This window comes from Burkholderia sp. Bp8992, assembly GCF_003853705.1.
Taxonomy (GTDB): domain Bacteria; phylum Pseudomonadota; class Gammaproteobacteria; order Burkholderiales; family Burkholderiaceae; genus Burkholderia.
The window spans coordinates 45,627-60,836 of the sequence record NZ_QTQI01000017.1; the positions used below are offsets into that span (position 1 = coordinate 45,627).

A 15,210-nucleotide genomic window follows, 5' to 3' on the forward strand; every position below is an offset into this window, starting at 1 on the left:
CTATGCGCCTCCCGTCACGCGCAACACTTCCTCGAGCGACGTCGCGCCGGACGCGAGCCAGCGCTCGGCATCGTCGCGCAGCGTGCGCATCCCTTCCGCACGGCCGGCGGCGAGAATTTCGGCATCGGCCGCGTTGCGGTGGATCAGCGTGCGGATCGATTCGTCGACCAGCAGCAATTCGTACACGCCGCGCCGGCCCGCATAACCCGAATGCCCGCACTTATCGCAGCCGACCGGATGCCAGACGGTGCGGCCGTCCTCGTGCCGCTCTTCCTTGCAGACGGGGCAGAGCTGGCGCACGAGGCGCTGCGCGAGCACGCCGAGCAGCGACGACGCGAGCAGGTACGGCTCGACGCCCATGTCGGTCAGGCGCGTGACGGCGGACGCCGCGTCGTTCGTGTGCAGCGTCGCGAGCACCAGGTGGCCCGTGAGCGACGCCTGCACCGCGATCTGCGCGGTTTCGAGGTCGCGGATTTCACCGATCATGATCACGTCCGGATCCTGGCGCAGGATCGAGCGCAGCGCACGGGCAAAGGTCATCCCGATCCGCTCGTTCACCTGCGTCTGGCCGATGCCGCCGAGGTCGTATTCGATCGGGTCCTCGACGGTCATGATGTTGGTCGTCGCGGTTTCGAGCCGCGACATCGACGCATACAGCGTGGTCGTCTTGCCCGAACCGGTCGGGCCCGTGACGAGCACGATGCCGTGCGGGCGGGCGATCAGCTTGTCGAACTGGACGAGCGTGTCGCGGCCCATCCCGAGCGCCTCGAGATTCAGGCGCTGCGCGTCCTTTTCCAGCAGACGCAGCACCGCGCGCTCGCCATGCCCGGTCGGCAGCGTCGACACGCGCACGTCGACCGGCCGGCCGCCGACGCGCAGCGTGATGCGGCCGTCCTGCGGCAGGCGTTTCTCCGCGATGTCGAGCTGCGCCATGATCTTGATCCGCGAGATCAGCGCGCCGTGCAGCGCCTTCTTCGGACGCACGACGTCGCGCAGCGTGCCGTCGACGCGAAAACGCACGACCGACGCATTCTCGAACGGCTCGATGTGGATGTCCGACGCCTGCTCGCGCGCGGCTTGCGTGAGCAGCGCGTTGATCATCCGGATGATCGGCGCGTCGTCTTCCGACTCGAGCAGATCCTCGACTTCCGGGATGTCCTGCATCAGCCGCGACAGGTCGACTTCGCCCTCGACCTCGCCGACCACCTGCGCGGCACTGCCGTCCTGGCGCGCGTACGCCTGGTTGATCGCCTGCGCGAGCTCGTCGGCCGGCACGTGGTGCACGGCGATCGAGCCGAAGTTGCGCGCGATTTCCGCGAGCGCGGCATCGCTCGTGCGTTCGCTGATCCACACCTCGAGCGTGTCGTCGAGCTGGTGCGCGATCAGCACCTGGCCGCTCTTCGCGAAGCCGTACGGCAGCATCCGCGCGGCGAGCGGCGACGGCGGCTGGCGTTCGCCCGGCGCGCCGTCGTGGGTGGAAGACGCGTGCACGTCGCTCACTGCGACGCTCCCGGCGTGGCCGTCAGCGGCTGTTGCGGCACGGCCTGCTGCGGCACGCTCTGCGGCTGCGCGGGCGTCGCTTCCGGCAACGGTTGAGCCGGCACCGGCACGACCTGGCGCTGCAGCTGCTGGCGACGCATCTTGTCGAGATCGAACAGGTTGCCGGCCGGCGTACCGCCCTGGCTCGGACCCAGCGGCATCGGCGGGACGACCGGATCGTCCTTGTCGCGGATCACGTTGTTGTCCGACTTGTACGCACCCGTCACGCCCTGGATGTAGTCGTAGCGGTTGGACGTGACTTCCTGCGCGGTATTGCGATCGGAAATGATCACCGGGCGCAGGAACACCATCAGGTTGGTTTTCGCGCGCACCTTCGATTCGGAACGGAACAGCTGGCCGATCCACGGGATGTCGCCGAGCAGCGGCACCTTGCTGTTCGATACCTGGTAGTTGTCCTGCATCAGGCCGCCAAGCACGATGATCTCGCCGTTGTCCGCGAGGATCGTCGACTGGATCGAGCGCTTCGTGAAGGTCGGGCCGGTCTGCGCGTTCGTGGTACCGCTGACGACCGCCGAATCCTCGGTATAGAGCTGCAGCTTCAGGATCCCGCCGTCGGTGATCTGCGGCTTCACGTGCAGCGTCAGGCCGACGTCGCGGCGGTCGTAGGTATTGAATGCGTTGCTCGTCGTGCCGCTCGTCAGGTTCGAATACGAGCCGGTCGCGATCGGCACGTTCTGGCCGACGACGATCTTCGCTTCCTCGTTATCGAGCGTGATCAGGTTCGGCGTCGACAGCACGTTCGCGTCGCTCACGCCCGCGAAGTATTGCAGCAGCGCGCCGAGCCCCTGCACGCCGAACATGTTGTGCAGCCAGCCGATATTGAGCCCCTGGGACAACTGCCCGAGATTGGAGGCCAGCCCGCCGCCGGTGACCCCGCCAGCTGCGTTGGTCAAGCCGCCCGCCGTCAGGTTGATGATGCTGTTGCCGAGGCCCAGCCCGGGGTTCAGGTTCGTGCCGCCGAGAAACTGGCCGCTCGCGACCTGCCACTGGATGCCGAGGTTGCCCTGCGACGTCGAGTTCAGCTCGACGATCAGCGCCTCGATATAGACCTGCGCACGCCGCGCGTCGAGTTGGTCGATCACCGAGCGCAGGTTGCGGTAAACCGGATCGGACGCGGTGATGATCAGCGAGTTGGTCGCCGAGTCTGCCTGGATCATCCCGCCCGGCTGGTTGTCGTCGCCGCTCTTGTCCTTGTCGCCGCCGAGCAGGCCGCCGGTACCGAGGCCACCGCCGGACGAGCCGCTGCCATACCCGGACGAGGACGACGAGCCGCCGAGGCCGCCCGACGGCAGCGGCGGCGTGCCGGACGTGCCGGTCGAGAAGTTGCCGCTCGACGACGAGCCGCCGTTCTGGTTGAAGCTGTTCGCGTCGTTGGACGATGCCGACGAACCGCTGTCGTTGCCGCCGCCCTTGCCGAGCATCCCGCGCAGCGTTTTCGCGAGCTTCACCGCATCGGCGTTGCGCAGCGGCACGACGTGCATGTTGCCGGGCACCGCGCTCGGCGCATCGAGCTGCTGCACGAGGCGCTTCGCGGCCGCGAGGCGCGACGCGCTCGACGCGCGCAGCATCAGCGAGTTGGTGCGCGGGTCGGCCGTGACCGACACCTTCAGCGTCGCGTCGCTGTTGCCGATCGCGCCCGGATCGAGCATTTTCTGCAGCTGCGCGGCGAGGTCGATCGCGTTCGCGTTGCGCAGCGGCACGACCTGCACCTGCGCGCCCGCGGCGCTGTCGACGCCCGAGATGATCTGCGCGATGCGGCGCACGTTGTCCGCATAGTCGGTCACGACGATCGTGTTGTTCGCCGGGTAGGCCGTCACCGTGTTGTTCGGCGAGATCAGCGGCCGCAGCACGGGCAGCAGGTTGTTCGCCGATTCGTTGTGCAGCTCGAACACCTGCGTGATCACCTGGTCGCCGCGGGCCTGCGGTGCATTGCCGACATAGGTCGGCACGCCCTGCAGCTTCGCATCGGCTTCCGGCACGACCTTCAGCACGCCGTGATCCTGCACGAGTGCGAAGCCCTGCATGCGCAGGGCCGACTGCAGCGTCTTCAGCGCCTGGTCTTCCGGCACCGGGCGTTCGGCCACGAGGTTGAGCTGCCCCTTCACGCGGGGGTCGACGATGATGGTCTTGCCGGTTGCGGCGCCGATCGCTTTCGCGACCTGGTCGATGTCCGCATTCACGAAATTGAGCGTGACCTGAGCGTAGGCGGCCTGCGAGGCGATGATGCCGGCGACGAGGAGGGTCGTGGCAACGCGCCGCATAACGAAGCGATTTCTTGTCATGGATGAATGGGTCGATGCCGGCTCAGGCCACTTCCGGCGGTAGTGCTGGGATCCAAGTCCGAAAGAGGCGACATTAGCAGTTTTTCATGTCCGAAATATCACATTGATCCGAGGACTGTCTCACATACGACATGTATCCGGCGAATCGTATGCAATATGTAAGAATAGGCGCGGCTCTCCGCATGCCGGCCATCGGCCCCCGATTCGCGATGAACCGACATGGAAATGCGGTATAACCGGTCTGCCGTATTCCTGCCTGTCGCAATCTGACGGTCTGCCGGTATGATACGGGCGGCGCGTTTCTCGTCGCACGAATAACAGGCACGGGTTTTCCCGACCTTCGCGCAATTCCTTTTCGTTTCCGCACGATGAACAGACGACGGTTCGCTTCGATCGCGTTGATCGCCACTGGCGCGTGGTTCGCCAGCGCAAACGCTCGTGCGGATTGTTTCGACGAAGCCGCTAAATATCAGCAGGTCAATCCGCTGATCCTGCGCGCGATCGCGTGGCAGGAATCGCGCAACCGGCCCGGCGCGCTGAACAAGAATACGAACGGCTCGGTCGACTACGGCCTGATGCAGATCAATTCGATTCACCTGCCCGCGCTGTCGCGCTACGGCATCGGCCGCGACACGCTGATGGAACCGTGCAAGAACGTCTACATCGCCGCGTGGCATCTGAAACAGAAGATGAACCGCTACGGCAACACGTGGCAGGCCGTCGGCGCCTATCATTCCGAAACGCCGTCGCTGCGCGACAAGTATGCGCGGCAGATCGCCGGCATCCTGTCGCAGTGGAAGCTGCTGCCGCCCGTGCAGTGACGTCGCGCCGCATCGCGGCCCGACGCGGTGCCGGCCGGCCGGCGCGCGTTTGATGCACAATGCGGATCTCACGCCGCAACTTCGCCCGTCCGCGGGCCGATCGCGCCCCGGAAGGGCGCCGCGGCCGCTTTTTCATCTTCTCCGTTGGTGCATATCATCATGAATCCGGCAATGACCCAGCCGTTGCCCGTCACCGTGCTGTCCGGCTTCCTCGGTGCCGGCAAGACCACGCTGCTCAACCACGTCCTCGCGAACCGCGCGGGCCTGAAAGTCGCCGTGATCGTCAACGATCTCGCGGCGGTCAACATCGACGCCTCGCTCGTGCGCGATGCGCAGGCGCTGTCGCATGTCGAGGAACGCCTCGTCGAGATGTCGAACGGCTGCATCTGTTGCACGCTGCGCGACGACCTGCTCGTCGAGATCCGCAACCTCGCATCCGAAGGCCGTTTCGACGCGATCATGATCGAATCGACCGGTATCGCGGAGCCGATGCCGATCGCCGAAACGTTCACGTTCGTCGACGACGACGGCACGTCGCTGTCGACCGTCGCGCGGCTCGATACGCTCGTTACCGTGGTCGACGCGTACAACTTCCTGCGCGACTACGGCTCCGACGACGCGCTCGCGACGCGCGGCATCGCCGCGTCGGAAGACGACGACCGCACGCTCGTCGAGCTGCTGATCGAGCAGATCGAATTCTGCGACGTGCTGGTGATCAACAAGGCCGACCTCGTCAGCGCCGACGATCTCGCACGCCTGCAGCACATCCTCGCGCGGCTCAACCCGCGTGCGCACCAGGTCGTGTCGACGTTCGGCAACGTGCCGCTCGATGAAGTGCTGAACACCGGCCGCTTCGATTTCGACGAAGCCGCGAACGCACCGGGCTGGCTCGCGTCGCTCGATCACGATCACACGCATTGCGACGATCCCGACTGCCATGACGAACATCATGCGCACGTGCATGGCGAAGCCGACGAATTCGGCATCGGCAATTTTGTTTACCGCGCGCGCCGGCCGTTTCACCCGGCACGGCTCTGGGCGCTGCTGCATCAGGAGTGGCTGGGCGTGCTGCGCAGCAAGGGCTTCTTCTGGCTCGCGACGCGCAACGACATCGCGGGTTCGCTGTCGCAGGCGGGCGGCGTGTGCCGGCACGGTCCGGCCGGTCTCTGGTGGGCCGCGCAGGACCGCGCGGAATGGCCGGACGATGACGAGCTGCTCGGTGAAATCCGCGCCGAATGGCTTGGCGATCTCGACGATCGCACGGTCGGCGATCGCCGTCAGGAACTCGTGCTGATCGGTATCGCACTCGACGCCGATGCATGGCGCGCGAAGCTCGACGGGTGCCTGCTGACCGATGCGGAATTCGCACTCGGCGCGGCGCAATGGGCGGCGTTCGACGATCCGTTCCCGGCGTGGGACGTCGATTCTCACGACGACGACGATCACGGCGACACGCAGATCGTGCACCCTTGAGCGCGTCGTAACGGTTTGTAAAAGTAACCGTTAACTTTTGCAAGAGCGGCGCGGACTGTGGCAAAAATGCCGCGCGCGCCCAACAAAAAACCCGCCGAAAGGCGGGTTTTTCTTGGAACAGGCGCTGGTTTAACGCTTGTTGACGGCGTCCTTGAACGCCTTGCCAGCCGTGAACTTGACCGTCTTGGCTGCCGGGATCTTGATGGTTTCGCCCGTCTTCGGGTTGCGGCCCGTACGTGCTGCGCGCTTGCCCGAACCGAAGCTGCCGAAGCCGATCAGCTGAACCGCATCACCCTTCGACACGGCCTTCTTGATGACTTCGAGCAGCGTGTCCAGCGTTTCGCCGGTTTGAGCCTTGCTGGCGCCCGTTTGGGCGGCGACGGCGTCGATCAGTTCCTGTTTGTTCATTAAGGTTCCTTTATCAGGTTAGGTTGACACGAACAGCGCGAACGCGCCGATTATACGTGCGCGAACCGTGCCGTCGAGAGTCAGACTCCGACGGCACAGCGCCGAATCCTGGCCCGCGCGACGCGCCCTCCGGCTTGCCGGCGGCCACCCCGCGGTACGGCGTTGCTATGATAGCGCAGCGCAAACCCAATAACGACAAGGGTTTCAAAGATTTTCATCGGTATTTCGCCGAATGAATCGTCGATTGCCCGTTTTTTGACCTGCGCCAACCGGACAGGATACGCAGCGCGGTCCGACCGTGCGCCGCCCCGTTGCCCTTTTCCAACGGCCGGTCGGACGGCTCCGCGCAATCCCTTGCCAGGCTTGGCTGCCACGTTTTTTGTTTCGCATGCCCGACCGACTTGTACCCGCCACGCTCGCGCTTCGCGACGACGGCACGCTCGTCTCGCCCGAGTTCGGCGAGCTCCATCGCAGTGCATCAGGCACGCTCGCGCATCACGCGTTCGTCGCGGCAAACGGGCTGCCGGCACGCTGGCGGCAGCGCCGCACGTTCACGATCGTCGCGACGGAATTCGGCGCGGGCGCCGGCTTCCTCGCGACCTGGGCCGCATGGCGCGACGATCCCGCGCGCTGCGACCGACTGCATTTCGTCGCGGTCGAACCGCATCCGTTCTCGCGCGACGACCTCCATCGCGCGGTTTCAAAACTGGTTGCGGATACAACAATCTCGGCGAAAGCGGATGCCGATGCATTGATCAACGCATGGCCGATGCTCGTGCCGGGCCTGCACCGGCTCGAATTCGACGAAGGGCGCGTGGTGCTCACGCTCGCGTTCGGCGATGCGATCGACATGTTGAAGAAGCTCGTCGTGCGCGCCGATGCGTTTTTTCTCGATGGCGCCGCGGCATCGGGCGACGGGATCCGTGCACTCGCAAAACTCGCCGGCGAACACGCGACGTTTGCGACGCATGCAACCTCCGACGACGTAAAACACACGCTCGGCGAAACAGGTTTCACGTATCGCGAAGTCGACGATCGGCTCGTCGGCGAATATGCGCCGCGCTGGCGCTCGCGCCGGCACGAGCCGCCGCGCGCACTGCCTGTCGCGACGCGTCGCGCGATCGTGATCGGTGCGGGCCTCGCCGGCTGCGCGGTCGTCGAACGCCTGGCCGCGCGCGGCTGGGACGTCACGCTGATCGAGCGGCACGAACGGATCGCAAGCGAAGCGTCGGGCAATCCGGCCGGCGTGTTTCATCCGCTGATGACACGCGACGACAACGTCGCGAGCCGGCTCACGCGCAGCGGCTTCCTGCACGCGATCGCACGCTGGCGCACACTCGAACGCGCGGGGCATGCGTTCGCGCGCAGCACGCACGGCATGATTCATCTCGCCGAATCGGCCGACGACTTCGCACGGATGCGCGACGCATTCGATGCGTTCGGCGCACCGCCCGACTATGTGACGCTGCTCGATACCGACGCCGCACGTGCGCACCTGAACCTGCCGGTCGCGCATGGCGGCCTGCTGTTTCCGCACGGTGGCGCCGTCTGGCCGGCCGCGCTGTGCGCCGCGCAATACGCGGCGGCCGGCGAGCGCGTGCGCCTGCTTGCGTCCACCGGCGTCGCGCGGCTCGAGCGGCGCGGCGATGCATGGCATGCACTCGACGATACGGACACGACGCTCGCCGAAGCGCCCGTCGTCGTGCTCGCGAACGCGGGCGACGCCGCGCGTCTCGCCGGGTTGCGGCATGTCGCGCTGCAACCGGTACGCGGGCAGCTGACGCTGTTGCCGCCGGGCACCACGGCGCCGCTGCCGTGCCCGACGATCGGCGACGGTTACGCGGTGCCGCTCGACGACGGCACGCTGCTGATCGGCGCCACGTTCGAACCCGACGACGTCGATCGCGCGATGCGCACGGCCGGCCATGTCGAGAATCTCGATCGTGTACGACACCTGCTGCCGGGCCTGATCGGCGACCTGCCGGACCCCGCGACACTGCGCGGCCGCGTCGCGTTCCGCTGGGTCGTCGGCGATCGCCTGCCGCTATTCGGTCCGCTTGCCGACGAAGCGCAGGCCCTCGCGAACGCGCGCGCGCTGGGCGGCGCGCAGGCGCGCGACCTGCCGCGCACGCCCGGCCTCTACGGCGCATTCGGCTTCGGCTCGCGCGGCCTCGTATGGGCGGCGCTCGGCGCCGAACTGATCGCATCGCAACTCGAAGGCGAGCCGTGGCCGCTCGAGCGCGAACTCGCCGACGCCGTCGACCCCGCACGCTTCCTGATCCGTGCCCTGCGCGCGCGCCGCGCCGGTTCCGCTGGCTGACCGGCACGCGAATCGCTCACAGTTTCCCGATTTTCCTGTGCGAGGTTATCCACTCGACACTGTGGATAACTGCGCGGAATCCGCATGCACTTCGTGTGTAATCACAGTGGACGTAAACTGGGCAACTCGGCACAGCTGTGCAACGGCCCGAAAGTTGCTCAACTCAAATGTCTGTGCACGAACAGCCTGTGCAACCGGTTATGGTTTCGCCAAGGCATTGATCCGTCAGCGTAAACCGAAGTTATCCACAGAACTGTGCGTCCTTTGTTAACTTCTACTACGTATATATACAAGTAAACCTTTGAAACCAAAGACCTGTGGTGCCGCACAGCGCCGCGAGTCGATTCAATCGGTTCCAGAGCGAAAAAGCTGTGGCACAATCGGTTTCCTTCGCGTTCGTTCGGCCAGGCGCCGGACATGCTTCAATGGAACGGTCGGCACGATTTCGAATCTGAATCATCGAGATCTGCGCAGTCCGTTCACACACCAGGCCGACAATCCAGATCGGCAACCTGAACGACGTTCCGCCCTGTGGCGGAACAGGCGGATCCCATGTACCGCCGTCGTCGAGCACAACAATCACATTCGGGGCGATTCCCAGCCGGCGCGCATCCATTACTGACGCTTGAACCCGTGTCGCTGGCGGTTGCTTCCAAAGGAGAAGTCACCACGATGAAGTCGGCGTTCTCATTCCTGCCCAACTGGCCGCTTGCGCCGGATGCCGTGTTCTGGGCCGGGCTCGCGCTGTTTGCGGCCGGCCTGTGCGGCGAGCTGTGCTATCGCGCATGGCGCCTGCCGCGTATCACCGGTTATGCGGTGATCGGTCTCATCGCCGGGTCGTTCGGATTCGGCGTGATCGATGCCAGCACCGACGAAACGTCGCGACTGCTGATGAATGTCGCGCTCGGCCTGTTGCTGTTCGAACTCGGCAGCCGTCTCGACCTGAAATGGATTCGCCGCAATCCATGGTTGATCGCATCGAGCCTCGCGGAGGCGACGCTGACGTTCGTGCTCGTGCTGTTCGTGATGCTCGCGCTCGGCGTGTCGGGCATGGTCGCGCTCGTGCTGTCGGCCATCGCGATCGCGACGTCGCCGTCGATGGTGATCCAGCTGAAGACCGAACTGCGCGCGGAAGGACAGGTGTCGCAACGCCTCATCACGCTGACCGCGCTCAACAGCGTGTACGCGATCGTGCTGACCAAGCTCGTGACGAGCTGGCTCCACCAGGAAGCGTACGGCAACGTTTTCGCGACGATCCTGCAGCCGCTCTACCTGATCGTCGGTTCGTTCATCGTCGCGTATCTCGTCGCGCGTTCGTGCAACTACCTGTTCCGCCACATGACCTCGACAATGCGCGACGAGCATTCGTTCGTCGCGCTGTTCGGGCTCGTGATGCTCGCGATCGCGGTCGCACAGGCATTGAAGCTGTCGACGCTGCTCACGCTGCTGCTCGCCGGCATCATCGTGAAGAACCTCGAGGCGCGGCCGCAGCTGTGGCCCGAGCATTTCGGCACGGCCGGCTGGCTGCTGACGGTGATCCTGTTCGTGCTGACGCTCACGTCGTTCACGTGGGGCGACATCGCGCTCGGCGGGCTGCTCGCGATCGTGCTGATCGTCACGCGGCTCGTCGCGAAGCTGGGCGGCGTCGCCGCGTTCGCGAAGCCGAGCGGCCTCGGGATGAAGCAGGGCATCGCGCTCGGCATCGCGCTCACGCCGATGTCCGCGCTGTCGTACCTGCTCGTCGACGATACGTACCAGCTCTACCCGAATTTCGACCCGCACCTGCGCGCGATCGTGATGTGTTCGATCGTGATCCTGCAGCTCGTCAGCCCGTTCGTCGTCTACCGCTGCCTGTCGGCGGTCGGCGAACGCAGCGACAGCAACTGATTCCGGAACCTGCCATGGCACTCGAAACCTTCGTCAATTCCGAACCGTTCACGTTCGGCGTCGAACTGGAGATCCAGGTCGTCAACACGCACAACTACGACCTGACCAAGGCTGCATCCGACCTGATGCGCCTCATCCAGGGCGAGACCTTCCCCGGCAACATCACGCCGGAAATCACCGAGAGCATGATCGAGCTGTCGACCGGCATCTGCCATTCGCACGAGCAGGCCGTCAGCGAGCTGCATGCGATCCGCGACGTGCTCGTGAAGGCGGCCGACCAGCTGAACGTCGGGCTGGCCGGCGGCGGCACGCATGCGTTCCAGCAATGGAGCGACCGGCAGATCTACGATGCGCCGCGCTTCCAGTACATCTCCGAGCTGTACGGCTATCTCGCGAAACAGTTCACGGTGTTCGGCCAGCACGTGCACATCGGCTGCCCCGATCCCGACAGCGCGCTGTTCCTGCTGCACTCGATGTCGCGCTTCATTCCGCACTTCATCGCGCTGTCCGCGTCGTCGCCGTTCGTGCAGAACGTCGACACGGGCTTCCATTCGGCACGCCTGAATTCGGTGTTCGCGTTCCCGCTGTCGGGCCGCGCGCCGTTCGTGCTGACCTGGGACAGCTTCGAGGAGTACTTCACGAAGATGGTGAACACGGGCGTCGTCAATTCGATGAAGGACTTCTACTGGGACATCCGCCCGAAGCCCGGCTACGGCACGATCGAGGTGCGCGTGATGGACACGCCGCTGTCGGTCGACCGCGCGGCGGCGATCGCCTGCTACATCCAGACGCTCGCGCGCTACCTGCTGACCGACCGGCCGCTGAAGCTGTCGGAGGACGACTACCTCGTCTACACGTTCAACCGTTTCGAAGCGTGCCGTTTCGGGCTCGAGGGCACCTGCGTGAATCCTCAGACGGGTGAGCGCCGCACGATCGCGGAAGACATCCTCGACACGCTCGACCGGATCGCGCCGCATGCGGCCGCGCTGGGTTCGCGCGCGGCGCTCGACGAGATCGGCGCACTCGCGAAAGCGCGCGTGAACGACGCATCGTGGTTGAGAACCGTTTTCAAACAGGAAAAATCGCTGAACGAGACGGTCCGGCAGCAGTGCTTACGTTGGCGTGAATGAAAAAATGTTTTGCAGATTGCAGGCTCGACCGCGTCGCGATTCGCTGAATGACGGCCGGCATCATTTCGGGCCGAAATCGTTGCCAGTCGTCCTGAAAATCTGTGGATAACCCAATATTCCGCTGCAAAGTCAACGATCTGTGCACGGGATAACCCGGTGGATCGATGCCATTCGACCGATGGCCGATCCGAACAGGAAAATGCCGGCGCGCCCCCTTCGGCGGGCGCGCGGCATTGCAGGCACAACGAAAAATTTCAGTTATCCAGCGATTTTCCACAGAATGCAGGGGATAACTTAGCTGTGCGATTTTCCGCTCTCGCTTAGAATGTCGGCTTTGCGGACACCGGAACGACGCGTGTCTCTCCGGTCGCCGCGAACGCGACCGCCGCGTGTGCCTCGCGACGGCCGTGCTGACGCACTCGAGAGAGAGCGTCTGTTTTGAGATAGACATTCGATCTCCACACTACGGCCGCTCGGCAACCCGGGCGGCGGCAAAGCGAAAAGACTATGAGCGAAGGCGTTTACGGGAATCAGGCTGCGGGACGTGTGACCCACAGCCTGCTGCGGTTGAGCACGGCCATGCGGAGCGAGGCATGGGATTGGGCGGAAGGCGCTGGCCTCACGCCGACGCAAGGTGAGATTCTCGTGCTGCTGCTGCAACGCAAGGGCCCGATGCGGCTCGGCGAGATCGCGCGCGAGACGCAGCTCACCGCGGCCACCACGAGCGATGCGGTCAGCACGCTCGAGACGAAGGGGCTCGTCGAGAAGCGCCGTGCGCTGGACGACGGCCGGGCACTGGCCGTGCGCCTGTCGGCGCGTGGCCGCACGGCCGCGAAGAAGGCACTGCAATGGCCTGAATTCCTGACGAAGGCGGTCGGCAAGCTCGGCGCGGACGAGCAGGGCACGCTGTATCGCGCGCTGCTGAAGACGCTGCGCGAGCTGCAGGTGGCCGGCGCGACGCCGCCGCAACGCATGTGCGTGACGTGCGCCCACTTCCAGCCGGGCAAGCTGTCGAAGAAGACCGTGCATCACTGCGCGGCGCTCGACATCTCGATGACGGACAGCGATCTGCGTCTCGACTGCTCGGTGCAGGAAGAAGCCGACGCGGCGACGCAGAAGAAGACCTGGAAGATTTTCGCAGGCTGACGTCCGTCGATCGACCGGGAGGCCGATGATGAACGCTGAAGTCGTGGCGATCCGCCATGTGCATTTCGAGGATCTCGGAAGCTTCGAGCAGGTGCTCGGCGAACGGGGGAGGCGGGTGCGCTATGTCGACGTCGGATCGTCGCGGGTCGAGGTGCTCGACGTGCTCGAGCCGTCGCTGCTCGTCGTGCTCGGCGGGCCGATCAGCGTGTACGACGATGCGCAGTATCCGACGATTGCGCCGCTCCTGGCGCTCGTCCGGCAGCGCATCGACGCAGGGTTGCCGATCCTCGGCATCTGCCTCGGCGCGCAGTTCGTCGCGCGGGCACTCGGTGCACGCGTCTATCCGGCCGCGCAGCATGAACTCGGCTGGGCGCCGCTGGCGCTCACCGATGCCGGCCGCGCGTCGCCGCTGCGTCATCTCGACGGCGCGCTGACGTCGATGCTCCACTGGCACGGCGATACGTTCGACTTGCCGGGCGGGGCGATCCATCTCGCGTCGACACCGGCGTGCCGCCACCAGGCGTTCGCGTGGGGGCAGCACGTGCTGGCGCTGCAATGCCATCCGGAAATCCGCACCGACCGCTTCGAACCCTGGCTGATCGCGAACGCCGGCGAAATCGCGGCGATGCCCGGCATCGACGCACGCCAGTTGCGTGCCGATACCGCGCAGCACGGCCCCGTGCTCGAAACGGCCGCGCGACGCATGTTCGCGGAGTGGCTCGACGGCGTCGGGGTGTAGCGCCGCGGGCGGCCCCGCCCGCTGCGAAGGTTGAGTCCGGCCTGCATCCGCTGCAGGCCGGCGCGCTGCTGTACGCCACGCATGTTCCGCATCGTCGGCACGTTGCCGCCGGCCGCACCTGACCATCCGCTTACGGCCGGTTGCGCCGCCTGCACGCTTCAAGCCTGCGTGCTACGCTCGTCCGCTCTTTCCCTTTCCAGGCGAGCGGCTTCCATGACTGCGCTGTTTTCTCCGTTCACGCTGCGCGGCGTGACCCTTCCGAACCGGATCGTGATTTCCCCGATGTGCCAGTACTCGGCCGAACGCGGTGAAGCGACCGACTGGCACATGATTCACCTCGGCCATCTCGCGCTGTCGGGTGCGGGGCTGCTCTGCATCGAGGCGACCGCGGTGGAACCCGACGGGCGCATCACGCATGGTGACCTCGGCCTCTGGGACGACGTGACCGAAGAAGCGCTGAAGCCCGTGCTGGCCGCGATCCGCAAGCATTCGCCGGTCCGCATCGCGATGCAGCTGTCGCATGCGGGGCGCAAGGCGTCGAGCGCCGTGCCGTGGGAGGGCGGCCAACTGGTATCGGTGGCCGACGGCGGCTGGCTGCCGCACGGGCCGTCGGCCGTGCCGCACAAGGACGGCGAGACGCCGCCGCTTGCGCTCGATGCCGCGGGCCTGGCCCGTATCCGCGAAGCATTCGCGGCCTCGGCGAAGCGTGCCGCACGGCTCGGCATCGACGCGCTCGAAGTGCATGCCGCGCACGGCTATCTGCTGCACCAGTTCCTGTCGCCGCTCGCGAACCAGCGCACCGACGAATACGGCGGCTCGCTCGAAAACCGGATGCGCTTTCCGCTCGAGATCTTCGAGATCGTGCGCGCGGCGTTTCCGGAGGACCGGCCGGTCGGCGTGCGTGTGTCCGCGACCGACTGGGTCGAAGGCGGCTGGGAGCTCGACGATACGATCGCGTTCGCGCACGAGCTGAAGCGGCGCGGTTGCGACTGGATCGACGTGTCGTCCGGCGGCGTGTCGCCGCTGCAGAAGATTCCGTTGTCGCCTGGCTACCAGGTGCCGTTCGCGCAGGCCGTGAAGCGTGCGGTCGGCATGCCGACGATCGCGGTCGGCCTGATCAACGAGCCCGAGCATGCGAACCGGCTGATCGAAGCAGGCGATGCCGACTTCGTCGCGATGGCGCGCGCGATGCTGTACGACCCGCGCTGGCCGTGGCATGCGGCGGCCGAGCTCGGCGCGCAGGTGACGGCGCCGCCGCAATACTGGCGTTCGCAGCCGCGCGAGCACAAGGCGTTGTTCGGCGACATCGCCTTCGGCCAGCGTTGAGCATCCGGCGCGCAATATTGAGCGCGATGTTGAACGAAGCAATCGTGAACGTGTAGGATGCGGGTGATTCGCCGCATGCCCGACGCGGCACCGACCGGTGCCGCGTTTTCGTTTGGCG

At 65.8% G+C, this 15,210-nt stretch carries 11 protein-coding genes; 8 read left to right on the forward strand and 3 right to left on the reverse strand.

Features of this window, described 5'->3' with window-relative positions; translation table 11 throughout:
• Complete coding sequence (gspE, locus tag DIE03_RS23630; protein ID WP_409364433.1) at nt 1–1,491, reverse strand: type II secretion system ATPase GspE; 1,491 nt, start codon at nt 1,489–1,491, stop codon at nt 1–3.
• 5 nt (nt 1,492–1,496) lie between these two features.
• Complete coding sequence (gene gspD, locus DIE03_RS23635) at nt 1,497–3,842, reverse strand: type II secretion system secretin GspD (protein WP_124454576.1); 2,346 nt, start codon at nt 3,840–3,842, stop codon at nt 1,497–1,499.
• Nucleotides 3,843–4,210: 368 nt separating this feature from the next.
• On the opposite strand from gspD, the gene DIE03_RS23640 reads away from it, so the two are divergent.
• Together DIE03_RS23640 and DIE03_RS23645 are read left to right on the forward strand one after the other, a co-directional pair.
• Nucleotides 4,211–4,663 carry a lytic transglycosylase domain-containing protein gene (locus DIE03_RS23640; RefSeq protein WP_124454578.1) on the forward strand — a complete coding sequence of 151 codons (453 nt, stop codon included), beginning with the start codon at nt 4,211–4,213 and terminating at the stop codon, nt 4,661–4,663.
• A gap of 159 nt (nt 4,664–4,822) precedes the next feature.
• Nucleotides 4,823–6,136, forward strand: coding sequence for a GTP-binding protein (locus DIE03_RS23645; protein WP_124454579.1), 1,314 nt, complete (start codon nt 4,823–4,825; stop codon nt 6,134–6,136).
• A gap of 129 nt (nt 6,137–6,265) precedes the next feature.
• Here DIE03_RS23645 and DIE03_RS23650 read toward each other — a convergent pair whose 3' ends face one another.
• The gene (locus DIE03_RS23650) at nt 6,266–6,544 is read right to left on the reverse strand and encodes an HU family DNA-binding protein (RefSeq protein WP_006401505.1); all 279 of its coding nucleotides are present in this window, start codon (nt 6,542–6,544) and stop codon (nt 6,266–6,268) included.
• Between the two features lie 388 nt (nt 6,545–6,932).
• Here DIE03_RS23650 and mnmC point away from each other — a divergent pair, with 388 nt between their 5' ends.
• The 6 genes from mnmC to DIE03_RS23695 all read left to right on the forward strand — a co-directional run bounded on the left by mnmC (nt 6,933) and on the right by DIE03_RS23695 (nt 15,092).
• Nucleotides 6,933–8,864 carry a bifunctional tRNA (5-methylaminomethyl-2-thiouridine)(34)-methyltransferase MnmD/FAD-dependent 5-carboxymethylaminomethyl-2-thiouridine(34) oxidoreductase MnmC gene (mnmC, locus tag DIE03_RS23655; RefSeq protein WP_124454582.1) on the forward strand — a complete coding sequence of 644 codons (1,932 nt, stop codon included), beginning with the start codon at nt 6,933–6,935 and terminating at the stop codon, nt 8,862–8,864.
• 672 nt (nt 8,865–9,536) lie between these two features.
• Nucleotides 9,537–10,751, forward strand: coding sequence for a cation:proton antiporter (locus DIE03_RS23670; RefSeq protein WP_124454584.1), 1,215 nt, complete (start codon nt 9,537–9,539; stop codon nt 10,749–10,751).
• Between the two features lie 14 nt (nt 10,752–10,765).
• Nucleotides 10,766–11,881 (forward strand): YbdK family carboxylate-amine ligase, encoded by a 1,116-nt coding sequence (locus DIE03_RS23675; RefSeq protein WP_006490006.1) that lies wholly within the window; start codon nt 10,766–10,768, stop codon nt 11,879–11,881.
• Nucleotides 11,882–12,388: 507 nt separating this feature from the next.
• On the forward strand, nt 12,389–13,027 hold the full coding sequence (locus DIE03_RS23685) for a MarR family winged helix-turn-helix transcriptional regulator (protein ID WP_124454588.1): 639 nt from the start codon (nt 12,389–12,391) through the stop codon (nt 13,025–13,027).
• A 28-nt stretch (nt 13,028–13,055) separates the two neighbouring features.
• Entirely contained in the window at nt 13,056–13,766 is a 711-nt protein-coding gene (locus DIE03_RS23690) for a glutamine amidotransferase (RefSeq protein ID WP_124454589.1), read from the forward strand.
• A 213-nt stretch (nt 13,767–13,979) separates the two neighbouring features.
• A complete protein-coding gene (locus tag DIE03_RS23695; protein WP_124454591.1) occupies nt 13,980–15,092 on the forward strand; it encodes an NADH:flavin oxidoreductase/NADH oxidase in 1,113 nt (370 codons plus the stop codon).
• Nucleotides 15,093–15,210 lie beyond the last annotated feature (118 nt).